The 25,762-nt window shown below is 36.4% G+C and carries 25 protein-coding genes; 7 read left to right on the forward strand and 18 right to left on the reverse strand.

All coding sequences use genetic code 11. The features are described 5' to 3' along the window. Window positions 1-91: 91 nt before the first annotated feature. The 3 genes from ACUN24_RS16320 to ACUN24_RS16330 form a co-directional block, all read right to left on the reverse strand. Window positions 92-328: a hypothetical protein gene (locus ACUN24_RS16320; RefSeq protein WP_445563457.1), complete on the reverse strand. Its 237-nt coding sequence runs from the start codon at window positions 326-328 to the stop codon at window positions 92-94. Between the two features lie 258 nt (window positions 329-586). After that, entirely contained in the window at window positions 587-775 is a 189-nt protein-coding gene (locus ACUN24_RS16325) for a hypothetical protein (protein WP_445563458.1), read from the reverse strand. 223 nt (window positions 776-998) lie between these two features. Then, window positions 999-1,484 carry a hypothetical protein gene (locus ACUN24_RS16330; RefSeq protein ID WP_445563459.1) on the reverse strand — a complete coding sequence of 162 codons (486 nt, stop codon included), beginning with the start codon at window positions 1,482-1,484 and terminating at the stop codon, window positions 999-1,001. 87 nt (window positions 1,485-1,571) lie between these two features. Between ACUN24_RS16330 and ACUN24_RS16335 the strand changes: the two genes are divergently transcribed. After that, window positions 1,572-1,814, forward strand: coding sequence for a helix-turn-helix domain-containing protein (locus ACUN24_RS16335; protein ID WP_190328827.1), 243 nt, complete (start codon window positions 1,572-1,574; stop codon window positions 1,812-1,814). Window positions 1,815-1,963: 149 nt separating this feature from the next. On the opposite strand, the gene ACUN24_RS16340 is transcribed toward ACUN24_RS16335, so the two are convergent. Then, window positions 1,964-2,869 (reverse strand): hypothetical protein, encoded by a 906-nt coding sequence (locus ACUN24_RS16340; RefSeq protein WP_445563460.1) that lies wholly within the window; start codon window positions 2,867-2,869, stop codon window positions 1,964-1,966. Window position 2,870: 1 nt separating this feature from the next. Next, window positions 2,871-3,377: a hypothetical protein gene (locus ACUN24_RS16345; RefSeq protein WP_445563461.1), complete on the reverse strand. Its 507-nt coding sequence runs from the start codon at window positions 3,375-3,377 to the stop codon at window positions 2,871-2,873. Between the two features lie 324 nt (window positions 3,378-3,701). On the opposite strand from ACUN24_RS16345, the gene ACUN24_RS16350 reads away from it, so the two are divergent. Next, window positions 3,702-4,307, forward strand: coding sequence for a hypothetical protein (locus ACUN24_RS16350; protein ID WP_445563462.1), 606 nt, complete (start codon window positions 3,702-3,704; stop codon window positions 4,305-4,307). A 141-nt stretch (window positions 4,308-4,448) separates the two neighbouring features. Here the strand turns inward: ACUN24_RS16350 and ACUN24_RS16355 are convergent, their stop codons facing one another. The 6 genes from ACUN24_RS16355 to mnmE form a co-directional block, all read right to left on the reverse strand. After that, the gene (locus ACUN24_RS16355; protein ID WP_445563463.1) at window positions 4,449-5,411 is read right to left on the reverse strand and encodes a phage/plasmid replication domain-containing protein; all 963 of its coding nucleotides are present in this window, start codon (window positions 5,409-5,411) and stop codon (window positions 4,449-4,451) included. 1 nt (window position 5,412) lies between these two features. After that, the gene (locus tag ACUN24_RS16360; RefSeq protein ID WP_445563464.1) at window positions 5,413-6,012 is read right to left on the reverse strand and encodes a hypothetical protein; all 600 of its coding nucleotides are present in this window, start codon (window positions 6,010-6,012) and stop codon (window positions 5,413-5,415) included. Beyond that, window positions 5,993-6,289: a helix-turn-helix domain-containing protein gene (locus ACUN24_RS16365; protein WP_445563465.1), complete on the reverse strand. Its 297-nt coding sequence runs from the start codon at window positions 6,287-6,289 to the stop codon at window positions 5,993-5,995. Before ACUN24_RS16365 ends, ACUN24_RS16360 begins: the two co-directional genes overlap by 20 nt. A gap of 106 nt (window positions 6,290-6,395) precedes the next feature. Beyond that, the gene (locus tag ACUN24_RS16370; RefSeq protein WP_445563466.1) at window positions 6,396-7,406 is read right to left on the reverse strand and encodes a hypothetical protein; all 1,011 of its coding nucleotides are present in this window, start codon (window positions 7,404-7,406) and stop codon (window positions 6,396-6,398) included. Next, window positions 7,403-8,512 carry a site-specific integrase gene (locus tag ACUN24_RS16375; RefSeq protein WP_445563467.1) on the reverse strand — a complete coding sequence of 370 codons (1,110 nt, stop codon included), beginning with the start codon at window positions 8,510-8,512 and terminating at the stop codon, window positions 7,403-7,405. Before ACUN24_RS16375 ends, ACUN24_RS16370 begins: the two co-directional genes overlap by 4 nt. Window positions 8,513-8,802: 290 nt before the next feature. After that, complete coding sequence (gene mnmE, locus ACUN24_RS16380) at window positions 8,803-10,161, reverse strand: tRNA uridine-5-carboxymethylaminomethyl(34) synthesis GTPase MnmE (RefSeq protein ID WP_445563468.1); 1,359 nt, start codon at window positions 10,159-10,161, stop codon at window positions 8,803-8,805. A gap of 538 nt (window positions 10,162-10,699) precedes the next feature. Here mnmE and ACUN24_RS16385 point away from each other — a divergent pair. After that, window positions 10,700-11,824, forward strand: coding sequence for an AI-2E family transporter (locus ACUN24_RS16385; RefSeq protein ID WP_445563469.1), 1,125 nt, complete (start codon window positions 10,700-10,702; stop codon window positions 11,822-11,824). A gap of 194 nt (window positions 11,825-12,018) precedes the next feature. Here the strand turns inward: ACUN24_RS16385 and ACUN24_RS16390 are convergent, their stop codons facing one another. Both ACUN24_RS16390 and ACUN24_RS16395 read right to left on the reverse strand, forming a co-directional pair. Next, the gene (locus ACUN24_RS16390) at window positions 12,019-14,274 is read right to left on the reverse strand and encodes an outer membrane beta-barrel protein (RefSeq protein WP_445563470.1); all 2,256 of its coding nucleotides are present in this window, start codon (window positions 14,272-14,274) and stop codon (window positions 12,019-12,021) included. Then, a complete protein-coding gene (locus ACUN24_RS16395) occupies window positions 14,264-14,662 on the reverse strand; it encodes a carboxypeptidase-like regulatory domain-containing protein (RefSeq protein ID WP_445563471.1) in 399 nt (132 codons plus the stop codon). The genes ACUN24_RS16390 and ACUN24_RS16395 overlap by 11 nt, the downstream gene beginning before the upstream one ends. Window positions 14,663-14,952: 290 nt before the next feature. Between ACUN24_RS16395 and ACUN24_RS16400 the strand changes: the two genes are divergently transcribed. Both ACUN24_RS16400 and ACUN24_RS16405 read left to right on the forward strand, forming a co-directional pair. After that, entirely contained in the window at window positions 14,953-17,706 is a 2,754-nt protein-coding gene (locus ACUN24_RS16400; RefSeq protein ID WP_445563472.1) for a glycoside hydrolase family 2 TIM barrel-domain containing protein, read from the forward strand. A gap of 63 nt (window positions 17,707-17,769) precedes the next feature. After that, window positions 17,770-18,774, forward strand: a complete 1,005-nt coding sequence (locus ACUN24_RS16405) for a 2-hydroxyacid dehydrogenase (protein ID WP_445563473.1) — start codon at window positions 17,770-17,772, stop codon at window positions 18,772-18,774. A 74-nt stretch (window positions 18,775-18,848) separates the two neighbouring features. Here ACUN24_RS16405 and map read toward each other — a convergent pair whose 3' ends face one another. The 3 genes from map to ACUN24_RS16420 all read right to left on the reverse strand — a co-directional run bounded on the left by map (window position 18,849) and on the right by ACUN24_RS16420 (window position 21,856). After that, the gene (gene map, locus ACUN24_RS16410; protein ID WP_445563474.1) at window positions 18,849-19,649 is read right to left on the reverse strand and encodes a type I methionyl aminopeptidase; all 801 of its coding nucleotides are present in this window, start codon (window positions 19,647-19,649) and stop codon (window positions 18,849-18,851) included. Between the two features lie 269 nt (window positions 19,650-19,918). Beyond that, on the reverse strand, window positions 19,919-20,530 hold the full coding sequence (locus ACUN24_RS16415) for a Crp/Fnr family transcriptional regulator (RefSeq protein WP_445563475.1): 612 nt from the start codon (window positions 20,528-20,530) through the stop codon (window positions 19,919-19,921). 171 nt (window positions 20,531-20,701) lie between these two features. Beyond that, entirely contained in the window at window positions 20,702-21,856 is a 1,155-nt protein-coding gene (locus ACUN24_RS16420; RefSeq protein WP_445563476.1) for a helix-turn-helix domain-containing protein, read from the reverse strand. A 355-nt stretch (window positions 21,857-22,211) separates the two neighbouring features. Between ACUN24_RS16420 and ACUN24_RS16425 the strand changes: the two genes are divergently transcribed. After that, on the forward strand, window positions 22,212-22,391 hold the full coding sequence (locus tag ACUN24_RS16425; RefSeq protein ID WP_057933955.1) for a histone H1: 180 nt from the start codon (window positions 22,212-22,214) through the stop codon (window positions 22,389-22,391). An 85-nt stretch (window positions 22,392-22,476) separates the two neighbouring features. Here the strand turns inward: ACUN24_RS16425 and ACUN24_RS16430 are convergent, their stop codons facing one another. Continuing rightward, a complete protein-coding gene (locus ACUN24_RS16430; protein WP_445563477.1) occupies window positions 22,477-23,202 on the reverse strand; it encodes a LytR/AlgR family response regulator transcription factor in 726 nt (241 codons plus the stop codon). A 125-nt stretch (window positions 23,203-23,327) separates the two neighbouring features. On the opposite strand from ACUN24_RS16430, the gene ACUN24_RS16435 reads away from it, so the two are divergent. Next, on the forward strand, window positions 23,328-23,546 hold the full coding sequence (locus tag ACUN24_RS16435; RefSeq protein ID WP_445563478.1) for a cold-shock protein: 219 nt from the start codon (window positions 23,328-23,330) through the stop codon (window positions 23,544-23,546). An 862-nt stretch (window positions 23,547-24,408) separates the two neighbouring features. On the opposite strand, the gene ACUN24_RS16440 is transcribed toward ACUN24_RS16435, so the two are convergent. Then, a complete protein-coding gene (locus ACUN24_RS16440) occupies window positions 24,409-25,677 on the reverse strand; it encodes a hypothetical protein (RefSeq protein WP_445563479.1) in 1,269 nt (422 codons plus the stop codon). Between the last annotated feature and the right edge of the window lie 85 nt (window positions 25,678-25,762).

The raw sequence follows: 25,762 nt of genomic DNA on the forward strand, positions 1-25,762 counted from the left end.
ATTTAGATTACAGCTAGCAAAGTAGTTTATTTCTTTGATAATAAAAAGAAATAAATAATAATTAAAAATCAGAAATTAATCTTTCCAGAAATCAGATTTTCATATTTTCAATTTTTGCGATCAAATCAATCAATTGCTTTATGTTTTTATCCTCCAGACTTTCAAAAAGTTCCTTGCCAAAGTAAAAATGCTCTCCAATTTCAATAGTTTCAGACCACTCTTTAAGCTCGCCGTTTATCGCTAAGTCAAAAATTTGATCAATTAATTTTTCCTTAGTTTCTTCTAGTTGCTTTAATGTTCTTTCGATGGCATGTTGGTAATCATCCATGATATTCAAAATTGGCTTTCTTAAATATATAAAGAGCTTTTAAGTAAATTATAATTAATATCAGTTACACCTTTTTTTCTCTAAAATCCTCTTATTTAAAGCATTTATTCAGCGTAAATGATAAAATACCTTACTCTAAGGATAAACCTGTTTAAAACAAAAATTTAAATATTATATGTTTAAACAAAAAAATAAGAACCTTTAGTTAGTTAGTACATTTCAAACTTGTACTTTTAACTAACTAAAGCTACTTTATCCTTACTTCAATTTCTTAAACTCAATTGTACTGTTTTTCCCTATGGAAAGAATCAGGTGTTCTGTTGAATCAACATATTTGGCTTTCATCTTTGCATTAACACCAACTAAAGTATTTTCATCTTGCTTGCTTAATATCAGATTATTACCAGTATATAACTTAAATGAATACGTTTCATCGCTGTTCTCCATTTTTGTTAAAGGTTGAATTATGCCCTCCATAGAATGATCATTTCGATTTTCAGTGAAATTATTGGCAACGACAATCCAATTACCAACAAATTTTTGGTCAGTTGTTAACGGTTCTGTTTTAGTAGAGTTGTTGTTGCATGAAAATAAAAATAGTAGACATGTAATGTAGTAACAGTAATTTCTCATCGTATTTATATTATTAATTGAATAATTTATGCGCTAATTATTGTAAATAAAGTTCTTTCGTTCTGGCGGAATCAATCATAATGTAATCAAGTAATTGCCAGCTATGATCACGTTTTTCAAAGTATGCTTTCCCGACAACCTTAAATCCCCAACCTGTTTTAGTAAAACTTTGCTCGGTAGAATCCGTACACTCAGAAATTCCAAAGTGTAAATGATCGGACGGCTCTGTTAAACCCTTTGAAATATATGAAGCTAAAGCCCCTTTTGACGGAGCAATTCTCCAGCAACAATTTCTCTTTGCGCCTATGAAGCCTGTAAACTGGAGTTCATAGACCATGTTTCCATTTTGAATTTCTTTACCATCTATCTTTTCGAAACTATCAAATTGTAAAAGCCCTTTAGATGCTGTATCAACATCGTGGTAAATCCTATCGATTGTAGCACGATTTCTTGTTTGATCATCTAAACATCCTGCCATTAGTACCGAAAAAGTGAGAATGCTAAATAAATAGTTTTTTTTCATTGTGTAATTTTTGGTCTAAATATATAAATAATTTAAGAGTACATGTACACGTGTATAAAAAACTATGGATTCCGTCCTTAGCCATTAATGGCAAATACTATTAATCCATCTGAAATTGAATTATTTGTAATCTCTCGTATCAAAAAAATGAGAGTCGATGCAGGTATGTCACAGGCTAGCTTTGCTCTCGAGATGAATCTATCTTATGGTTTCATCGGACAAGTAGAAAACCCAAATAGAAGAGCTAAGTATAATTTGAACCATCTTAATCAGGCTGCCAAGGTATTTAAATGCTCTGTTAAAGATTTCTTTCCAGAAAATCCATTCTAAGAGGGATTATGGCTTATGGATATGCCAATGAAACTGCTGCATTTCGTAAGGGTAAAGTGCCCATCATGGTTGAATTATAAGCACCAGAATTAATTTACGTTTTTTAAGTAGTAATAATGGAATTGGTTAACACCGATTTTGTGTTAATTCTAGTACTTTATTTCGCACAAATGTTTTCCAAAATATTTCAGCTTTGCAACATATGCCTCATAATTTTTAGCTTTATTTTTTATTGATGCCGAGGTAGCATCAATGTAGTTATATTGATTAATATATTCATGAATAGCTTCATTTGCCTCAGAGCTGATGCCTACAACATCAATTAAGTTACTATGGGCTACACACACTGCTGTATTTTGTTGAATTGCAGTTACCACTTTATTGAATAATTCATTTGCTACAGATGGATGTACTCTATTTTCATTTTGTTGCCATTCGATAACAGCTGTTTGAATTAGGCCGTAGAATGCTGCAAAGTCAGCTGTTGTATTAACCTCATGGTTAGTGATTCTGAATTTCTCTATACTATCTATCGCTTTACCAGCGGCTTGATTTCTTTTGCCATTGTGTTTTTGAATATTATCAATAATTTCCTTCGCTTCGCCAATAAAGCTCTCATGCGTTTCTTCTAAATGGTACATTGTACTCCAAAAATCACTAAAACATTGTATTCGTATTGGATCAGCCCTAAAGAATATGTTTTCAGGGCCTACAAAATAAGCTTTATATAATTCATGATATTTAATTGAAACAATTGCGTTTAATTGGGGGATGGACTTGTGCCTTACAATTTTTGGTTCATTAGAGTCAATATTTAAGAAGTTGTCAAAAAGTTTGATGCCGTTTATCTGTTCCTCCAGAGCGTTTATGATAGCAGTAATATTAAACTTAACCAACCGCCTGTTAAAGGCTCGCTCACTATATTTTGTTAATTCTTTTATTAAACCGTTGACTAAGAAACCGCAGGCAAAAACCGAAATTGTAATAATGACAGTAAGTATGGTATCAATTTTTACAAATTGCCCCTTTATAATTTCGAATGTAGAAGAATCCATCTTAAAAAGATCCTTTTTTTACATCGAGTACAGACTCAATACATTCTTTACCAATTTCTGAAGCAACATCTTCCGGAAGTTTCGAAAAACCATTAGGGTAGCGAGTTTTCAGTTTCTGAATAACACAAGAATTGAATTTATCACGTGCCTCTTTTGAGAGCACACTCAATTCTTTCTGGCTATTGAAATAATTCTTTACAAAATCCTCGCTTGCTTCTGTCCATTTAAAATTTAAAGTCATATTTTCAAGACAGATAGCACCGATTTCTTTACCTATTACTTTGGCCTGATCTGGACTAACTTTACTAGGATCTGGCATTTTAACTTTAAACTTTTCTATACAGCAAATTGTGTAATCAGTCGCCTGCGAATCGGATAGCCCGATAGTCTTACCTAAATTAAAGATTTGTACAGTAAACTGCACTTCCTGTTTTTTTGACCATTGTGCAGACGCACAAAAGCTAATCCCAATGAGGCAAAGAAAGATTTTGGTTGAGAGTAGTTTCATTAGTTGTAAGGGTTATCACCAAAAGTATAAAAATTGATTAAGTCTTCAATCGATTATTTCATATTTTCTCGGTTACTTTTTAACTTAAAATATAACCTGCTATTGATTTTCAATAAGTTACAATAAATTGTATTAAAAATACCAGAAATTACGAGTGTTTTTGCGGTATTTGCACAATTAAACGATCCACTTAGATGCCACAAAACGAAATTGAAACACACCCTTATCTTCAAGATGGACTTATCCCAAATGCAACAAAACTCATTTTAGGGAGCTTTCCAGTTTATGAATGTACAGATCACGATAACCCGTTAAAAAAAAGATATGCGATTAAAGAAAGGATCACAACGTTTTTTTTACGGCAGCAGTAAAAACAAATTTTGGGAAAAGTACAGTAACAGTTTAGATTCGACCATCATCCGTTCGTGGGATAAAGAAAAGATTTTAATTAGCCTAAAGGAACGTCAAATTGCAATATCTGATACTATAGTTTCCTGTGATCGATTCATAGTAAAAAAGGGTATAAAAAATGGTTTCAGTAGCGACGATTCTGCTCTACATAATATTGTCTACAATGAAGATGCAATAATTAACCTTATCAAACACGGTGTAATAAAAGTTATGTGTAAGTCAAAAGGCGTACTAAACGCACTTCATAAAATTCTGATTAGGCATGGTGGAAAAGTTGACTCAATATTATCTGCCAATTTTCAGGATAGTTTCCTAAAAGGAATCAATGGTGATTCGACACAGCTTTCTAAACCCATAACAATATCATTTAAGATAGCGGACAAAACCATTACAGCACTTGCTATCCCGTCCCCTGGCTCTTTTCAACGGCAACTCAAACATTTCGGTTTTAATAATGGCAGAGCAAAAAATTACGCAGATCAATATTTTAATAGTGCTTTTAGTTGGCTAAATGAATAACGTGTTTAAATTAATAAAAGCGCAAAGTGGTACAATTGATCCGTTAATACAAAAGACTTTGTTAAACACGAGAACAATGGGGTAAAACAAAAAAGGCGAAAGTATTACCTCCGCCAATTTATGTTGAGCGTTTATTGTAATTTAAAACGGGCAGAAAGATGTTAAAGCGGCATCTCTTGCTCTGTCAATTTTGTTTTGGAGTTCCAAAATCATTTGAGGAGTTTTATTTTCTGATACTCTGTTAACTAAATCTCGTACCGATCTTTTTAAATTTGTTCCTTGGTTTGGGTATTTGAATGCTGATCTTGCCCTTGCTTCGTGAATCATATTAATAACATTGCCAAATCCTCCACATTGTTTGATACCTTGGATTGCCAAATAGTCTTTAAATAAACTTGGCGTATTAAAAAACTTATCATCAGGAATTTCTAAATCTATCTCCTTAGAAATAAGATCAAAACTTTTAGACCATAACTTAACTAATAATTCGTAGTTCAAGATAACATCTGTTAGTAGGGGTTGCCTTAAATTTAGTCGCTTACCAATCTCCTTACTTCTATTCATCCTAAATTCATAACGAAGAACATTCTTTCCTTCCAAAAATGATTCAATCGGTTCCTTGTTCTTCTTTTGCTCAACCAACTTATCATACAGGAGTATCGATCTATTGTTATTTCGAAAATACAAACCATTATCATCTTCTCGCCTTTTTAAGAAACCACCTTTAATTAATAAAGGATAGTAACTACAAGGTATGCTTTCCATTAACAAGTTATCCGCCAAATCTATCCTTCTGACTATTGCGTTTTCCAGTTTCATCCTTAAAATGTTTTCTAACTGAACAATTGCATCTACAATATCATCATATAACATCGTTTTCTGGTTATTACCAAAATAAAATTTAGATAAACTGCCCTCAATAGCTATCGAATTTACACTTAACTTTATTTTTAAGTTACGTATTTTACCAGCATAATATTTTTGCCCTGTTAATTTACTCTTTCCAATCCAAGCATCTTCCCCAAATTGAAGTAAGATGTGATCCACTAACTCCTTGTTATTCTCAAAATCTGATTCTAAGAATAAATGTATTGAATCTAGCATTTTATAAAGAATCGTTATTATCTATTAGGTTAATATTATAATAGTAATCGAATTCATCAGTGTCTGGGCTTATATCGGGTAAATCCCCAAAATTACAGCCATCGAAATCATTTAAAACATTTGTGAAAGCTTTTGCTTCATCAGTTAAAATGCCATAGATAAAATCGTTTAATAATACAACTTGCTCTTTTTTGCGTCCTCTACATACAAAAACTTCAAATATTAAATCACGAGTTACGCGAATCAATATAGCATCATTAAACCCATTACTTAGTCTTCCGTATCCATATTGAGCAATTTCAGTAAACTCTTCGGTATCGTCTGACCTTACTAAAGATCTTAATGCCCCAAACTGTTGGGTTAGCTCAATTATGCAAATCGGTATCGACTTATCTCTGACCTTAATTGTAAAAACATATTGATCTTTACCAAAATATTCTCCATTAAAAAATTTAACCTCAATTTCTCTAACTTCTAAAATTGCGTTAAATATTGGGTGGTTATAAACTTTTCCAATTGGTAAAATTGAATAACAATTTTCAGTATCCTCAATTAATTGAAATTTATAATAGGAATGAATTTTAGACATTTCGACCTCCATTCCACGTTTTTCCAGTAACGAAGTTTATTGCCTGTTGTTCGATATCATCAAGTGTTGAAATTTTATTTTTCAAAAGCCAAGCATCAATTTCAGACTTTTTGAAGATTAAAATCTTATTGGATGGTTTATAATGGGGTATAGACTGTGTGGCAGTTTTTTTATAAACGAATGACTTTGATAGACCCGTGTATTTACATAAATCGTCGATTGTAAATACTTCCTTGTTGTTTAGCAGTAGATTTTCTATGCTTGTTAGTGTTTTTTCTGAATTACTCATTTTTCCTTTGTTTTAAAAATTTCTGGCCAAAAATCTTTTGTAAAGGGAACTATTTTCCTTAAAATGAGTCTATTGTTACACCTACACCTGATGGTGTAGGTTGTTCCTAAATAGTCAAGGCAATCTTTGCAATCTCTTTTACTAATAATTGTCTTACAGAAAGCTTTATTTTCTTTTTCATTGCTTTTTTTGTTTGTTTAATTTTTTCAGTATCCAATTGGATCTCTTCTCTTTTGCCAGCACCGCCATTCTTAATTAATTGATACACTACAAAATACTGCTTAATGAAGTACGATTGTTGTTCGTCTTCTTCCCCAACTAAACCGTCAACAAACGATATTAAAGTAGTCTTATTTACTTCTGCATTCACTTTATCGATCCACCTAATTTTTTCGTGAGATCCTGTATCTTTTCCTGAAAATATTTCGATGAAATTATGCTTGTTCGAGGAATGGTGGATAAACTGTTTTTCGACTAACGCATCATAAATTTTTGTAATTGCCTGCACTGACAATGGTGTAATACTATATCCTTTAGCAACTATTTTTATTTTTTGAATGCTCTGTTTCTCTTTTCTCAAAAATACTCGATACTTAATTGCATCCCAGAGCATTCCAATCTTTTTTAATTTAGTTAGAGTGTTAGAAATTTCATATTTGAAAGAGTAAAGATCTTCTTCAAGATTATCTTGAAAACATTCATGGATAAAAACCACTAATTCTCTTTCTATTCTAAAAGTTTTTACCAGTCGACCTATTAGATCAATTTGTTTATCGATAAACTCAACTTGATTAACACGAGTTAGCCCCAATGTCTTTCTGTTGAAATAATCCTTTAATTCACTAAAATACTTAAATGGCTGATGTAAAAAAACACTTTTAGAGGTAATTAAATCATCATGAAACGATTCTCGCCAATGATCAATTACCCATTTATTATACTTTTTAAGTTCTGTATGATTTCTTGGCTTAATAGTTATGAATAATTCATAAGATGAATTAAAAAAATGCGTTTCCTTTTTAAAGCTGATCCTTTCTTTATCAAAATATTGAAGTTTATCATCATAGCTGAGAGATTGAAAATACTCAATCTCTTCAGCAACACTTTCGTTTATCATATTCCTATTGTTGGTAACAAATTTACAACCTTAACTTTTTGTGTGTTGATAATTTTACCATAAATTTCGGTGGTCTTTAAATCTTGATGCCCTAATAATTTCGAAACAGTGTAAATATCAGCACCAGAAGTTAGCAATAACGTTGCGTATGTGTGTCTAGCGCAATGAAAAGTTATTTTCTTTTTGATATCTGCATCTTTCCAAATCCATTCCTGCAACAAATGATTATTCCATGCACTGTATTTTAATCCCTTAAATACACGTTCTTCATTATCTGCTCTAGCCCCTAAAAGTTTAAATGCTTCAAAAGATATAGGATTATATTGTAACCCCTTAGTTTTTTTCTGTCTAAAATTAATACTGTACCGTTGCTCTGTTTCAGAAAATATAACTTCTTCCCATATTAACTTGTTGATATCAGACCATCTTAACCCTGTTAAGCAGCTAAATAAAAACGCTTTTTTTAGTAATGGATATTCACACTCTGTTGTTGCTAGTGTTTTTAGTTCCTCTTCTAATAGAAATTGGCGATTGGTTTCTTCTGGTTTAATCCCTTTAACTCTTTTACCTGGGTTCTCCAAAATTATCCTGTCAACAAAAGCTTGCGATAAAGCTGCTTTTAACTTATTTAAATATGATATTGCTGAATTTGTAGATAAACTGGTACCACTTTTTGTAATCTTTGCTTCCCTCAAGTATTTCTTGAAACCATCAATAAACACTTCATCACAATCGCAGAATCTAAGAACTTCACTATTGTTATATGCTATTAAATGTTTATATGCACTTGCCCAATTACCATAATTGCCTTCGTTTGTACGTTTTTCTCTTACTAATTTTTTAAAATAATCCAAAAAGTTAGCTTGGCTTTTGAATCCAGTATGGATGTTAAAATGACTTTCTTGCATTTCTAAAATCCGTTTAGCTTTTATCTGTTCTGCAATAGCCAAAGTACGTTTATTATGTTCTTTCTCTAAAGTTGTTTTTGGTTTTTCGTAAACGAACATTTTAAGGTTTTCATACTTAGAAACCCCTTGGTAATAGATGTCTAATGATAAGCTGTAACGATCGTTTTTTAGCTTGTTTTGTTTAATTTTGATACTCATATCGTATTGATTTTTAATGAACTGTAAAGTTACTTTCACTAAAAATTATAAATAAATATGAGGGGTAAAACCTTTGTCAGCAACTATTTTATTTTATTTCAAAAGAAACTAAAAGACAACAAAAGATAAAACCGAAAGAAATCAGTTTCCTACAATTTTCATACTCAAAATTCATAGTCTGAAAATTCTCGGAAAATTTAGAGAATAAATACAGTTAAATGAATCTAAAAGAAGTTGAAAACCTAGTTCATCTTAATATATGATAATATATGCAAGTATCTGAAAATCAACTATTTACCGATACAAAACTTCGTAAATATATTCTCCAGCAAGTCGTCGGTAGTTACTGTACCGGTTATCTCACCAAGATAATGCAGTGCCTGTTTAATATCCATTGCTAAAAAATCGGAAGTAACCGGATTATCTACATTAGCCAAAACGTTTTGTAAAGCATGTTCTGTTTGTTTCAACGCTTCTACATGGCGGATATTGGTTACCAGGGTTTCGCTGGTATTAATGTGGTGCAAGTTAACCTGCTCCAGTAAAGTGTTTTTTAATTCTTCGATGCCCTGTTTCTCTTTGGCAGAGATAAAAACAACATCTAAAGCTTCGAAAGCTTTACGTTGCGCATCGGCAAGGAGATCGGCTTTATTGACTAAAATTAAATAGGGGATGGCCAATTGCGCTAAACCCCGAATCTGCTCTTCAATTTCTGAAATACTTTGAGCGGCATCGGCCATATAAATGATCAGTTTAGCCTGTTTCATTTTTTCTAAAGTGCGTTCTACCCCTAAAGCTTCAATAATATCTGCTGTATCGCGGATTCCTGCTGTATCGATAAAACGGAAAACAATGCCACTAATGGTGAGTTCGTCTTCGATGGTATCACGTGTGGTGCCGGCAATGTCAGAAACGATAGCGCGTTCTTCGTTCAGGAGGGCATTTAACAAGGTAGATTTACCTACGTTAGGTTTACCTGCAATCACAATGGGAACACCATTTTTAATCACATTTCCCATTTCAAAAGAAGAGATTAAACGCTGCAGAATATAATTGATCTTATTCACCAGGTTTTTCAACTGCTCACGATTAGCAAATTCTACATCCTCTTCTGCAAAATCAAGTTCCAGTTCGATCATTGAAGCAAAATGGATTAATTGTTCGCGTAATCCTTTTAATTCGTTCGCGAAGCCACCGCGCATCTGTTGCATGGCCACATCATGCGAAGCTTTAGAATTAGAGGCAATTAAATCGGCAACAGCTTCTGCCTGACTCAGATCGAAAGCCCCGTTTAAAAAAGCACGTAAGGTAAATTCGCCGGGTTTGGCGGCGCGGGCACCTTTGCTGATTAACAGGTTAATAATTTGTTGAATAATGTAGTTAGAACCATGGCAGGAAATTTCTACCACGTTTTCTTTGGTGTAGGATTTAGGCGCAACAAATAAACCCGCAACCACTTCATCCACAATATGATCGCCATCTTTAACCAGACCGAAATGTAAAGTATGCGAAGCCTGTTTTTCTAAATCTTTTCCTGCAAATACGGCATTGGTAAGGGAGATGGCCTCCGGACCAGATAAACGGATCACGCCAATGGCGCCAGAACCTGAAGGGGTAGATAAAGCAATAATGGTATCTTGATTGTTCATGTGCGGTAATAAAGCTGCAAAAATAAGGCTAATCTGTGGGTATATGGTGTAAGGGAAGTAATTTTTTTGATCAATGGTTAATCGGTTAATGGTTTAAATTGGTTAATTGACGCCAAATACACAACTCAGAACGAACCACCAACGCTTCGACAGGCTACCATTGACAGCCCTAATAGAAAGTCGCCATTGCGAGGAGGAACGACGAAGCAATCTATCATGCTGGTGATCCTTGCTATAAAGATTGCTTCGTCGGCTGAAAAAGCCTTCTCGCAATGACGATAATCTGAGGGGATTTAATCTTTTAAATTCTCATGTCATTTATATTGATTTTTATACACTAAATTATCTCTCAGGATGACTTATTGAGGGGAATCAATTAATTGACTCCGAACGCCAAGCCTCCAACTGGTTAATCAGTTAATTGTTGAATCGGTTAATCGGCTCCCAGCGCCAAACGCCCAACTCTCAACCCCTCAACTAATTATTTAAAACATTTTAACACCGGCTGTGTTTAAATTTCAAATCAGAATAAGCTTTTATGATGAATAATTTACCCCTAACCGTAAAACGATCTATAGAATTATTGGGGCTAATGGCCATTGCAGCCGTGATGGTAATTGGTCGAGATATTATTATGCCGATATTGATGGCTTTTTTCATCAGCATCATGTTGCTTCCACTGTATCGCTTTTTAAAAAGAAAAAAGATACCAGAATCGCTAGCCATTATCTTACCAATTTTATTAGTAGCCCTATTCGTGGCTTTGATTATTTGGTTTTTTTCGAACCAGATTGGCATTTTAGTTAAAGATTTCCCACAGATCAAGGCAAATGTAACACAGCATATCAATTCATTAAGCGATTGGATCAGCCGTATTACCCATTATGATGATAAACAGCAAAAAGCCTTTATACAGACCAAAAGCGACGATTTAATGAATATGGGCACCTCGCTTGCAGGTGGTGCTGCTGTTACTTTAAGTGGCATTTTTGTATTTATCGGGTTGTTGCCTATTTATATTTACCTGATGCTTTTTTATAAAGACATTATATTGCGCTTTATTTTTATGTGGTTTAAAGCAGATGACCACCCGAAAGTGAAAGGAGCGATTTATGAAACCGAATCGATTATTAAAAGTTACCTGATCGGGCTATTAATTCAGATTACCTATATGACCATTTTATTGGGTGGTATATTGATGTTAATCGGTATAAAACATGCCTTATTAATTGGGGTAATTTTTGCCATATTAAACCTGATCCCTTACGTGGGTGCCTTAATTGGTAACTTAATAGGGGTATTGTTAACACTTACATCATCACAAGAGTTATGGCCGGTGCTTACGGTTTTAGGGGTAATTGCATTTGTTCAATTTTTAGATAACAACATCCTTATGCCGCGTATTGTGGGGTCTAAAGTAAAAATTAATGCTTTATTTTCCATCCTCGGGGTATTTATTGGCGGCAGCATAGCGGGTGTTTCGGGGATGTTTCTTGCCCTGCCTATTGTGGCTGTTCTCAAAATTATCTTCGATCGTACAGAATCATTCAAACAATGGGGCGTGTTACTTGGAGATGAACGCCCGGCTAAAAGTCCGATGACTTTCCCCGTTTTTAGAAAGAAAAAAGCAGTAGCAACCAAATCGGGAACAGAAAAGGGATAGGTTTGTGGGGATGGAAAATGGAAGACGGAAGATGTAATGAGTTCTGCGGTAATCAGTGTAATCTGCGGGAAATAGTTTTAGGTGATGGAAAATATAAAATATCATTAGTTCTGCGATAATCAGTGTAATCTGCGGGAAATAATTGGTGAATAGGTTTCCGCAGATCTTAAGAAGATAACAAATGATATTTAATCTTAACTACCAAATTTACGTACCCGGTAAATTAACGATAGCATAAAATACCTGCCCAACCGGTTAACTTGCCTGTCTACAATCACGTTATCGAATACATCTCTTGATATCCCTGAATTCTGATCAAAAAGATCGAATCCTTCCACGCGGATGGCAGCCATATCATTTTTCATAAACTTATATTCCATCGATAAACGAAGTAATGTTGGATTACGCACCGCACCATTGTCAAAACCTGAATTAACCTGTTTGGTGAAATCGTAGCCCAGGGTAAGATCCTTAAAGAAATAATTGCGGCCTTCTATGCCACACTCAAAGCGGTTGGATTGGCGGTCGGTAAAAGTATCATTTGAGTACCTGGTCAGGTTTTGAGAATAAGCGGTTTCTATTTCAAAGTTCACAATATCTTTTAAATCAACCCGAAACTCCAGTTCCTGGCGCCACGATAAATTTTGCGCTTCAATCCGGCTATCATCCGTAAAAGTAATGTTATTGTTTAACTGCCCCGAACCCGAATAGCCAATGGTGAATTTCCGCTCTGCAGAAAGTGGTTTGTTAATGTTATAATCGCCTTGAAGCGTATAATAACCATCTGCATTGAGGTAACTGGTAAGTTGGTTAACCGTTCCCGGCACACGCTGTTTGGTAGTTACAATCCTGTCGTTTGTACGCTCATACTTAAAATTTGCCTGGATCACTTTCCCTGCGTTCCAATCGGCTTGTTTATAATGTGCATTAACACTTTGTATAAATTCGGGCTTAAGGTTCGGGTTTCCTGTAACTACATTCTGCAGGTTCGAATTATCTGATATCGGCTGCAACTGCAAAAAGCCAGGTTGGTTGTTCCGCCCCCAATAATTGATATCGAATGATTCCTGGTTAGAAAATTTATAAGAAAAACGGCCCGAAGGAATGAAATTAAAGGTACGGTTAACCGTTTGGATGTTGTTGCTCAGGTTCTGTCCGCGTAATATGGCTGGTTGTACATTAAGTCCGAGGGTATAGTTGAGTTTCTCACCGATGTAACGGTAATTCAGCCCCACTTTATTAGTAATAAACTGATAGTCGTAGATATTGCTCAGGTTGGGATTAAGTACCTGATTGCCGTCCGCCACATCATAAGCATCACGCGAATTATTTGTCGATGAACGGTTCCAGTTATAGTTTACCTCCAGAAAAGTTTTTTTCCAGATCGGCTCCATGTACGATACACCAGCATTTAATCCGAAATTTCGGTTATCCTGGTTGTTCAACTGGTTCTGTAAAACAGAATCTGCCGTAGTGTTGTGTGTATTGATGTACTGATTAAACACATCCTTATAGTTTTCTCCGTTTGAATAGTTAAAGCTTCCCCATGAAGTAATGTTGCGGCCCTTTTTCTCAAATTTGTGGTTAAAAAAGAAATTGGTACGCGCATTGATATTTTTAGAAGTATTAAAGTTTGTACTCTGCCTGTTGGTCGCTAGCGTATCCAGGGTAATATCCGAGCCTCCCCCATTATTTCCGCTATTGTTGCTATAAGAGAAATTTGGCGAAATTTTCAGGTAGTTCATCGTATCAATTTTGTATTCGAGATTGCCCCCAAACCAGTGGTTGTTATTATTACTTCTGCTATTACTGTTCGCATTTTCGAGCTGGTTTATGGGATTTTGGCCTGCATCCTGTAAAACACTCTGTGTATAGGTAGTGCTAATGGTATTGTTCTTATTATTGTTAAAATTATAAGCCGCATCAGCAGAAAGTTTGGTGCTGAACTCGTTTTTATAATTAATACCCAGGACATTTCTGGTATTGATGCCGTCACCACCGCCACCACGCATATTGGCATTGGCGGATGTTCCGTCAAAAGAAATTTGTCTTTCACCCTTCATGCTGTTTCCCCTAATGTTGGTATTGTAACGGTCTGAATTGCCGACCCCTGCTGATGCACGTGCAAAATATCCCTTCTTTTTATCTTCTTCAATGGTCAGGTTCAGTACCTTTTCCGGTTCTCCGGTTTTAATACCTGTAAGTTTGGCCTGATCGCCATAATCATCAATGAACTGCAGGTTTTTGATAATATCGGCAGGCAGGTTCTTAATCGCTGTAGCTACATCGGTTCCAAAAAAATCTTTTCCGTTAACGCGAATTTTGGTTACAGGCGCTCCCTGACTGGTTACATTACCATCTTTATCTACCTTGATGCCGGGCAGTTTTTTCAGCACTTCATCTATCGCATCACCATCTCTTACTGGAAAAGCTTTCGCGTTAAAACTCACCGTATCTTCGGTTACTTTTACCGGTGGAACCCCCTGAGATTACCACACCATCAAGCGTATTCGAAGAAGGCTTAAGTTTAATGTCGGTAATATTCAGAAGCATGCCTTTTTCGATAAGGTATTGTTTAATAAAAGTATCGTAGCCGATAAAGGCAGCTGATAAAGTAAATTGCCTGGACTTGATTTTACTCAAAATAAATGTCCCATCGGGATTGGCTGAAGTACCAATGCTATCGTTGCCTGATTTAATCCGTACCACCGCACCAGGCAACGGCAGACCAGCTGTATCCAGAACAATTCCCTTTACAGTATAATTTTGTGCGTAAATGTTTGAGAAAATGCCTGCAAAAAACAGGAGTAATAAAAACGTTTTAGCAAAAGCCCTCATTGAATTTATTTGTGTTTGGCATAAAAATACGCCACAGCATGCCAACCCTGTTCAGCGTAATCAACATGTTACTGATTTTCGCTGTTTTAGCTTTCTTTTCCCGGGCTTTAGGCAGAACAGCAGATTTAAGCTTATTCGCAATGGTATTTAAGATGGAGTTTTACTGATTTTAAAGATCACCTTAAATTTAGGCAGATGTTAGGATGTAAAATGCTGGTTATCTTGTCTTATCTCGGCGCAAATTCTATTATCTTGTGAATCAGCTTGCTAATACTAATGCCAAATAGATCATGATCAAAAGATTAATACCATTATTGTTACTGTTGGTTTCTTCTGCCAGCTTTTCGCAGGAAACGACCAAAACCTATCTTTCAGGAAGAGATAAAGACCATACCGTCCAATGGGACTTTTATTGTACCGCTGGTCGTAAAAGTGGAATATGGACTAAAATACCTGTACCATCGAACTGGGAATTACAGGGCTTTGGAAGTTACAACTATGGGCACGATAAGGTTAAAGCCAACGAACAGGGCATGTACCGTTATGAATTTAAGACAGGTAAAATAACCGGGAAAAAAGTATTCCTGGTTTTTGAAGGCGCTATGACTGATACCAAAGTAAGTATTAATGGAAAGCTGGCAGGTGATGTGCACCAGGGCGGTTTTTATCGTTTTAAATATGATATTACAGCGCTGTTAAAACCTGAAACCAAAAATTTACTGGAAGTTATGGTTGATAAAGTATCAGCAAATGCATCGATTAACAAAGCTGAAAGAACGAGTGATTTCTGGATTTTTGGTGGTATTTTCAGACCAGTTTACCTGGAAACGGTTCCCAATAAATTTATAGAAAGAGTGGCCGTTAATGCCAGGGCCGACGGGAGCTTTCAGCTTGATGTTTACGCGCAGAATTTAGGTGCCGGCGATATGCTTGAGGCCCAGGTGAAAAAAACAAATGGCGAAAATGTGGGCAAAGCATTTGCCATAAAGGCGAATGCATCGAACGGTGCACAAACCTTGAAGGCTACATTCTCCAAGCCTTTATTGTGGAGCAGCGAATTCCCTAACTTATATCAAGTGGAGGTACGGATCAAAAACAGCCAGAAGATCGTGCATCAGATAAAACAAAAATTCGGTTTTCGTACCCTTGAAGTCCGTAATGGCGATGGTTTTTATGTTAATGGCTCGAAAATGATTTTAAAAGGTGTTAATCGCCACAGCTTTTGGCCCGAAAGCGGACGTACACTCAGTCGCGAGGTGCATTTAATGGATGTGAAGTTGATGAAAGATATGAACATGAACGCTGTCCGCATGTCGCATTATCCGCCAGACGCAGAATTTTTGGATATTTGCGACTCATTAGGACTGTATGTAATTAATGAATTAACGGGCTGGCAGGCAAAATATGATAATACCGTAGGGCACAGGCTCGTGAAAGAGCTTGTAATTAGGGATGTTAATCATCCATCTATTATTTTTTGGGCCAATGGCAACGAGGGCGGTTTTAATACCGATCTAGACAATGATTACGCTCTATATGATCCGCAGAAACGTACGGTGATACATCCCTGGGAGAAATTTAACGGAACCGATACCAAACATTACCCCGATTACAATTATATGGTGAAGGCTGCAGCTACCGGCCAGGAAGTTTTCTTTCCGACGGAGTTTATGCATGCCCTGTATGATGGTGGTGCCGGTGCAGCTTTAGACGATTTCTGGAACCAGATGCTGATTCACCCGCATGGTGCCGGTGGTTTTATTTGGGCACTGGTGGATGAAAACGTAATCCGGACAGATAAAAATGGCATTTACGATGGTGATGGTAACCATGCACCTGATGGGATTGTTGGTCCACATCGCGAAAAAGAAGGCAGTTTTTATGCCATAAAAGAGATCTGGTCTCCGGTTTTTATCGATCTGACCAAAATTGATGGTAATTTTAAAGGTAAAATCTCTGTAGAAAACCGCTTCAATTTTACCGATCTGGATAAATGTACATTTAAATGGAAACTGGTAAGTTTCCCATCGGCTAGTGCAAAAGGAACAAAAGCCATTATAAATGCCAGCGGCAAAACGGCTACCAAACTTAAGCCTGGTGCAAAAGGTACACTTGATCTGGATTTGCCAACATCGTGGACAAAAAGTGATGCCTTGTATTTAACTGCTTATGGGGCTGACCAGAAAGAAATATTCACCTGGAGCTGGCCGATAAAAACGCCCCGTTTAATGGTATCACAGTTGGATGCGACTGGCTCTGGTTCAGCAGTAAAAGCCGAAGAAAATGATCAGTCGCTCCTGATTAAACAGGACGATGTTACCTGCTATTTTAATAAAAAAACGGGTTATCTGGAAAAAGTGGTTAAAGGCAATACAGTTATTTCTCTATCCAACGGCCCGGTATTGGCTGGTGTAAATACTGAATTGATAAAATTTATCCATAAAGCAGAAGGAGCAAAGTATATCGTAGAATCTGATTACCAGGGAACTGGCAATTTGCATGCAAAGTGGACATTTGAAACCGGAAAGCTGGTTAAACTCGAATACCAATTTACGCAGCAGGGCGATGCTGATTTTATGGGCATTACATTTAATTTCCCAGAAGATAAAATTACCGGAATGAAATACCTTGGCCGCGGACCGTACCGGGTTTGGAAAAACAGGTTAAAAGGGCAACAGTTTGGGGTTTGGCATAAGGATTACAATAATTCAATCACAGGCGAAACCTGGGGTTACCCTGAGTTTAAAGGTTATCATGCGGAAGTGAACTGGGTTAGGCTAGAAAATAAGGAAGCGCCATTTACGGTTTACATACCCGATGAAGATACCTATCTGCAAATGTTAAGGCCAGCCCGTGAAGCTGCGGCGCTAAACAACAACAATGTAGAGCCTGCCTTTCCAGAAGGGAGTATCGGTTTTTTGAAAGGGATAAGTGCCATTGGTACCAAGTTTCAGTCTGCTTTATTAATGGGGCCACAAAGTCAAAAAAACAAAACTGACGGTAAAACTTTTAAAGGAACTTTATTATTTGATTTTGAAAAATAAGTGTTTTGACTCTTAAGTTAAAAGAGTAAGCAAAAAAGCTATTTAATCCGTATTTTTAACGATATGAAGATTGTGTTTTTTTCTGCGAAGCCTTACGACCGTGAATTTTTTGAAAGCTGTAATAAACAGTATGATTTTGAATTAGAATTTTGGGAAACCCATTTGGGTCCTCATATTGCCGACGCGATAAAATTAGGTACGGATGCTGTTTGTGTATTTGTGAACGATAAACTAACGGCTGATGTTATAGCCATACTGGCACAAAAAGGGTTGAGAATTATTGCTTTGCGTTGTGCAGGCTTTAACAATGTGGATCTGAATGCGGCCAAACAATACGGGATCCGTGTTTGTCGCGTGCCGGCTTATTCGCCACAGGCCGTTGCAGAACATGCAGCAGCCATGTTGCTTACCCTAAACCGTAAAACCCATAAGGCCTATAACCGCGTACGCGAACAGAATTTTTCGCTTTCAGGTTTAATGGGTTTCAATCTTTTTGGCAAAACAGTTGGCGTAATCGGCACAGGGAAAATTGGTGCTGCTTTCTGTAAAATTATGCTTGGTTTTGGCTGTACTGTACTGGCTTCTGATCCTTTTGTGAATGAATCTTTACAAAGTGTGGGAGTAAAGTATTTGCCTTTTCACGAAGTGATAAAAGAAGCCGATGTTATTTCGCTGCATTGCCCGCTTACACCCGAAAACCATTATTTGATTGGATCAAGTAGCTTATCGGCGATGAAAAAAGGTGTTACACTAATCAATACAAGCAGAGGCGGATTGATTAATACGCGTGAAGTGATTGAAGCATTAAAAACAGGTCAACTTGCAGCGCTGGGAATTGATGTATATGAGCAGGAAGAACAACTCTTTTTTAAAGACCTTTCCGGGAGTATTATTGGAGATGATGATATTCAGCGACTAATCAGCTTTCCGAATGTTTTGCTTACCGGACATCAGGCTTTTTTTACACAAGAGGCTTTAGCAGAAATTGCAGAGTCTACCCTAAAAACGGTTAAAATATTGTTAGACGATAATGCTGAAGAGATCGTTTCAGATGCAATATTGGTATAACAAGATAGATGGTTACATGGAGTTTTTGAGAAGCTGGTCTCTCCAAAATCTCCATGCATCCACTGTATTGCTATTTAGTAATAAGAAGTATTAAGGTTGCTGTTCTGCTTTTCTGCGGCTTCGATAGGTGCATAATCAGAAAGAATAAGTGCTTCTCCCTTTTTAACACATACATCATGTTCAAAATGAACAGATGGACTTCCATCTGCTGTTCTGATTGTCCAGCCGTCTTCATCCAAAAACACATCTTTTTTGCCCATATTAATCATCGGTTCTATGGCCAATACCAGGTTTTCTCTTAAAAGTAAACCGTTACCTTTTCTTCCATAATTCGGTACCTGTGGATCCTCGTGCATATCTTTACCTAAACCATGGCCTACTAGGTCTCTCACTACGCCGTAACCCTGCTTTTCGTTATGACTTTGGATGGCCGCGCCGATATCTCCGATGCGTTTGCCGACAACAGCTTCTTTAATCCCGAGAAAAAGCGATTCTTTAGTTGTTTTTACCAGGTTTAATACCGCTGGCGATACTTCACCTATTATAAAAGTATAAGCATGATCGCCATGAAAACCGTTTTTTATGGTACCTACATCTACCGAGATAATATCGCCATCTTTCAGTTCATCTTTAGTCGGAAAACCATGTACAACCACATCGTTTACCGAGGTAATAATGTGAAAAGGAAAACCATTATAGTTGTAAAAGGAGGGTACTGCGCCATTATCAAGTATAAATTCGTTGGCTAATTTATCAATTTCGAGGGTGGTAATGCCTGGCTTTAATATTTTAGCTACTTCTGCAAGGGTATTGCTCACCAGTAGGGCACTGATTTGCATCAGTTCTACTTCTTCATTGGTTTTATATAAAATCATTGCCGCAAATTTAGCAAAAGAAGCGGAAATGAAAAAAACGAAGAGTTGAATGATCAGGGAAATTGCTTTTAAAACATGCGCAAAAATTAATTAGCCACGGAAACACAGAAATCACGGAGGAGATTAAAGTTTTCCGTGTTTTTCGTACTTCCGTGGCAAACATAATGCTTAGGCATGCGCAGAAAGAGGAAGAATTATCAGAGAAAAGTTAAAAGCGATTTCCCTGGTTGAATGATAAAATGACTGAGTGTTGAAGGTTCATCGCTAAATTAAGAGCACAACTGGTAATCGGGTGTTAAAACTTTGTTTCTGATTCTACTCATGGTTTCTACACGCACACCCAGGTAACTGGCCAGATAACGCTGCGGTATCCTTTTTATATCCAAACCACTTTCCTGTAGTTTATGGTACCTGCCGGTTGCTTTAGGTATCCGGGCTAGAATAGATCTTTCTGATGCAGCATAATAACGAAGTGACAATAGCTTTCTGCCGATTAGGTTGGCCTCCGGATATTTTGTATACATCAAATCAATTAATGTATATGGAATGCAGATGAGTTTGCAATCTTCCAGGGCCTGAAGATATTCTATAGAAGGACTGGGGTACTGATCGGGGTGGCGTATGGCACCTATTAATTCATTTTCGAAGCCAAACCAGGTGCTGATATCTGTTTTACCATCACGTATAAAGCCACGTACCAGCCCGTTGACCAAAAAATACAGAGAAGCATTACTATCTATTGGAGAGAGAATGTGTTTATTTTTTTTTATACGGGTAAGTTTGCAAGACCTTTCAAGTTCGGCTTTAAAGGCACCAGATAAAGGATGGAATTGTTCAAGATAATCGTAAAGCGGACGTAAAAAATATGTTGTATGTGGCATAGTTAAGGCTTGTTTTGATTTCAAAAAAAGATTAAGCATACTCATTTAACGCAATATGCTTAAAATAATCTGGCCCCAAAGGTATCTGGTATTTTACTGTGCACTTAAAAATACTATAGTTGTAATCTCTAACGATACGATCGTTAGACTAAAAAATGGCTTTATAACAGGTTAATGGCTTAGTTCCTGTGCAAAATAGGCAGTTGGCATTAAGCCTGTTTCTTTTTTAAATGCATTATAAAAAGTAGCCACGCTTTTAAAGCCAGCTTCAGAAGCAATGGCCTCGATGGTGATTTTATCTGATTTTAGGGGATATTGTTTTAAGAAATGATCAACCCGGTAACTGTTTATCCAATCTCTGAAATTTTTGCCGATATGTTTGTTAATTACGAAAGAGCAGTGGTGGATCGGGATGTTGAGTTTTGCTGCCAGATCAATAATCTGAAAATCGTGAAGCAGATAAAGTTGTTCCCGCTCCATTATTTCTTGCATGGCAAGGGCATAGTCAGAGAGTTGTGCATCTACAAGATTAATTTTTTTTACTGCTGTTAGGTTAGGTTTTCGATCTTCTGATACTAGGGGAACTAAAATTACATCAGTTTCTGTTTTCAATACTGCAGGTTTTTTAGTCCAGTCTACCGCCACCAGCAAATAGCCATAAAAAATATAAGGCCTGTGGAGGGCGTATACTAAAATGAATAACAGGACTAAACAATTCGCCACAATGAACGAAGCGTTAACATATGGGATATGTAAGTTTCTTAAAATAATTGGTACCAGGCCAAACAACTGAAAGAAGGTAGCAATCCGAAGAAAAAAGATAATCCACTTTCTGCCTTCGGCTTCGAGCAGCTGTGTTGGTTTGTTTTTTAGGCGCAGTACAACAATCCATGTGGCGCATAAATAAGCAATTACCAGTATAGGCCTGAATAAGTAATGGAAATATGGCGGGAACAGGCCACTTCTTTCTTTTAGTGAAAAGTAACCATTTTCGGCTAGTTGGCTGCCTATCAAATCCCAATTGAGTGTGGGAGAGAAATGCCAGGGAATAACATGGATAATAGCCAGTAAAAAAGGTACGAGATGGAACCATTCTATTTTTTGTAAATTTTTACGATCCTGAAGAAACCCTGTTATGTAGAGATAAAAGCAGGCTGGGGCAGCATAATAGAATGGCGTAAAAGTCTGATGAAAAAATGCTAAGGCATTGGGTTGGCCTGATTTAAAAAATAAAGAAGTTAGTGCTTGCCCGAATCGTGCAAAAAATATAACCGAAAGGAAAATGTTTAATAGTTTATTCCCTTTTTTTGAAAAAAAAAGATGCATGGAGAACAAAAGCAAGAATAAACAACTGGTACTAATGAAGAGGTTAAAAGACTGCATATTTTCAGCCAAGATATAACATAATTGCTGAATTAATTTTCCTAATTGTAAAATTTTTCATGATTAAATGCGCCGTTCGTAAAAGGCTAAAAATGAGGTATGTTTTGTTAAAAAACAGGGTGTGCATTGCTGCCTTTACCCTAGTATTTAATGAATGTTTTATGCTGTTTGCAATAATGATTTGGCATAAACGTTTGTTTAATTTATAAAAAGCAATAGTTTTGCGGCCCGTTTATTGTTAGCGGAAAGGAATATTGTTTAATTAACGGATGTTCACCATCCTTATAAAAGAAAAATTATGGACAAATTTAAAAAAGTGCAAGATCTAATCTCTTCTGTAGAAGCAGACGTAACTAAATTTTATGATGGTGGTAATGCAGCAGCAGGTACACGTGTACGTAAAGCAATGCAAGACCTAAAAGTTTTAGCCCAAGAAATTAGAGCTGAAGTAACTGATAAAAAAAATAGCGCTAAATAATTTATTCGCTTAGAAAGAAAGCCCTTCTAGTTTTAGAAGGGCTTTCTTTTTAGCTGTTGCTTTTAGCTTTTGTGTCATTAAATGGTTATTTGTTCCGTTTACTGGTAATAAGTTTGTCGGTAAAAAAGTCACGGAAATCATTGTAATAAAGATCGCCAACTGTAAAGCTGGTATGATTAGAAAGTGTTATCCTCGTGCCTTCAACATGTAAAATATGATTGATGGAAATAATATAGCCCCTATGCAATTGGATAAAGCCTTTTTCTATATTAAGCTGTTCTTTAACATCCTTCAAACTTAAATAAGCAATAATCACTTTCTCTTTTGTATGGATTTTGATGTAGTTGTGAAAACTCTCAAAAGCTATTATATCTGCATATCGTACCAGAACAGCTTTGTGCTCTTCAGATTTATTTTTGACAAAAAAATAAGCTTCCTGCGCAATATCTTCTGTTTCATCTTCAAACATCCGGTTTACCGTTAAGGCAAATTTAGCATAACCATAAGGTTTAAGTAGATAAGCATCTGCTTCTGCCTCGAATGCTTCAAAGGCATACTCCTCATGGGAAGTAGTAAATATCAGTTTTTTGGTTTTGGAGCGGATTGCCTTAGAAAGTTCAATGCCTGAAATCTGTGGCATTTGAATGTCCATAAATATTACATCTACCTGGTCAATCTTTTTCAGTTCGTTCAAGGCTTTCATGGGATCGGTGTAACTAGCCAAGAGTTCCATATTCGGCGAATCCGCTATATATTTTTCAATACCCGAAATCGAGTTTTGTTGGTCATCAATGGCTATACACTTAATCATTTGTTAATCTTCTCTGTATACATAACGAAATTACACCTTTTTATACCGAAAATAGAACGTTTTACCCTGTTTCGCCTCACATTTTCTTTATAGTGGCTAATTTAATGTAAAAAAGGGGTTTTATAATGTACACTGGAGTAATTAAATGGTATAATCCGGTAAGAGGTTTCGGATTTATTGCACTTGACGGTGCAAAAGAGATGGTTTATGCAGATAATCAGAAATTAGTTGGAAATTACCGTCCTGCTTTACTGGTAGGAACCAAGGTTCGTTTCGATTTGGAACACGGACGGGTAGGATGTCAGGCAATTAATATTATAGTATTGGATACAGAATCTGACTAACATTTAGGCCTATCTGTAATGAAAACGCACCTATCTATGTAATTTGGTTCATAAAAGTTAAATCGAATGCGATCTTCGCTATCAATCAAAACAAAATTTAATTCTTGATAGCAATTTTTAGCTGAACTGCACATCAACAAACATTTACATCTACCTATTAAACATGTAATTTAACGCTTATCCTATCTAATTAGACACGGTCTTTTAGATAGGATTTATTTTTTGCCAGATTACGTTTTGCTTAGCTTCATAATATTACCTGGTATGCAATGCTGAAATGTTAAGCCGCGATACTCAGGGATTAAGGCCTGTTTAAAAATTAAATAAAATTTATTCCGTATGTCAGTTTGAGCGTAGCCGACGACCATTTCAACGCATTAATAAGGCACATCGACTGCGCTATATTGATGACAGACTCCAATAGAATGGTCGTCATCCCGACAGGAGCAACGCGAAGTGGAAAGATCTTTGGACTATTTATTGAAATCAAGTTTAAAGATTTTGCTTCGCAGAGCCTTCGGTTCTCTACTGCGGGCGAAATTACGCCCCCTTGTTTATCTGTCATCAACCCTCCGATGTATTGAAAAATTCTAACTCCTACCATTGACAGATCTTATAAGAAAGGTCGTCATTGCGAGGCACGAAGCAATCTTAAAGCGCACGCTATTAGCGATCGTTGTAAGATTGCTTCGTCGGCTGAAAAAGCCTTCTCGCAAAAACGATTCTTCACGGACTATTAATTCGTTAAAATCCCCGTCATTCATATTGACTTTTATACAATAAGTTATCCCTCAATTTGACAGCAAAGGCCATTTATATTTGTTGTAAAAATTTAAACAGGCTCCAGGTTAAAATGATTTTCTTACAAAACAGCCAGCATTTTCTTTGATCGGGCAAATGATATCGGCCAGGCATCAGTACTGCTGGCTGCAGCTATTGCATAATATTCTTTAGCCTGAGTCTGATTGCCCTGAATAAGTCTGACATAAGCACTTAACTCATAGATGAAATTCTTTAGTTTGAAATCTATTCCTTTTTCAGTGCCTAAATAATCGAATATTTCTGCAGCTGCATTTATACGTTCATCATTAAAATTTTCTATTTTAAAACCGCCGGGCATTGCGAACCAGTATTCCCAAATTCCACCCTGGGCATGCTTATTATATCCGTCTTTAACAAGTTGGATACCCACTTCTAATAACGTACCGTTGATTGTGCTATCCTTTGTCATCTTTTTACCCAGATCGAAATAACGGTTTATGGTACGGCGTAATCCTTTTTGCTTGATCTCATCCAACATCATTTCTTTCCTGTACATAGGTTTATCGCTCATCAAAAACTGTTCGTATGCAAAGCTTGCAGGAAAATGATCGCTTATTTTTTCTAGCCTGTAGCCTTTGGCCAGTTCTTTCTTTAAATCGATTACATAAGGGTGTTCGAAATCGTGAAAATGATATATCGTGATGATTCCGCGTTTAAGATCATAGATGTTGCTATAAATGGTAGATAGTTTTCCTTCTTGTCGGGTACGGTTTAAAATATCGCGAAAAAAGGGAACGTTTATAGTTTTTGCCTCTTTTAGTATCTCTTCTGAGATATCATATCTCCGGCAAGAATAGTTTTTAGTTTTTACCGCACTGATGTCAAAATTTGTATTGATCTGATAATACCCTGATTTGGGTAATTTAGTACCAGCATTAATGATGATTGAATTGCCAAGTGCATCTGCAATTAACACCTGCGAACTGATTGCGTAATCGTATTTTTCCAGATAAACCAAAGCTTCCTTTACGGTTTTACATTTGCCGAGAATTTCAAAAAAAAGATCTCCTTTGTAGATGTTTTTAGGATGGTATTTAGCAGGATCGATATTTTGTGCGGTAAAATCGTAAAACAGGCCATATTCATTCATGGCTGCCTGTGCTTGCAGATCAGGGAGTCCAAAACAAACCGAGCCATACCTTTCTGCAGTTTTAGGGTTAAACCACATCCTTGCAAAGCCCATGTAATCATCTTCATTGGCTGCAGCGAATACTTCGCCTTTTAATGCACATGAAATTACAGTACAGGCTTGACTGGATTTAAATAGTATGGAGATAGCGATAACCGCAAGCGTTATTATTTTCTTCATTTTCAAATTTCCTTTGATGGTGCCAAGTTTGTGCCAATAAGGAAATATTGCTCTTAACCCATTTCTGGCTCTCCTTTTAGAAAAT

Source organism: Pedobacter sp. WC2501 (assembly GCF_052682415.1).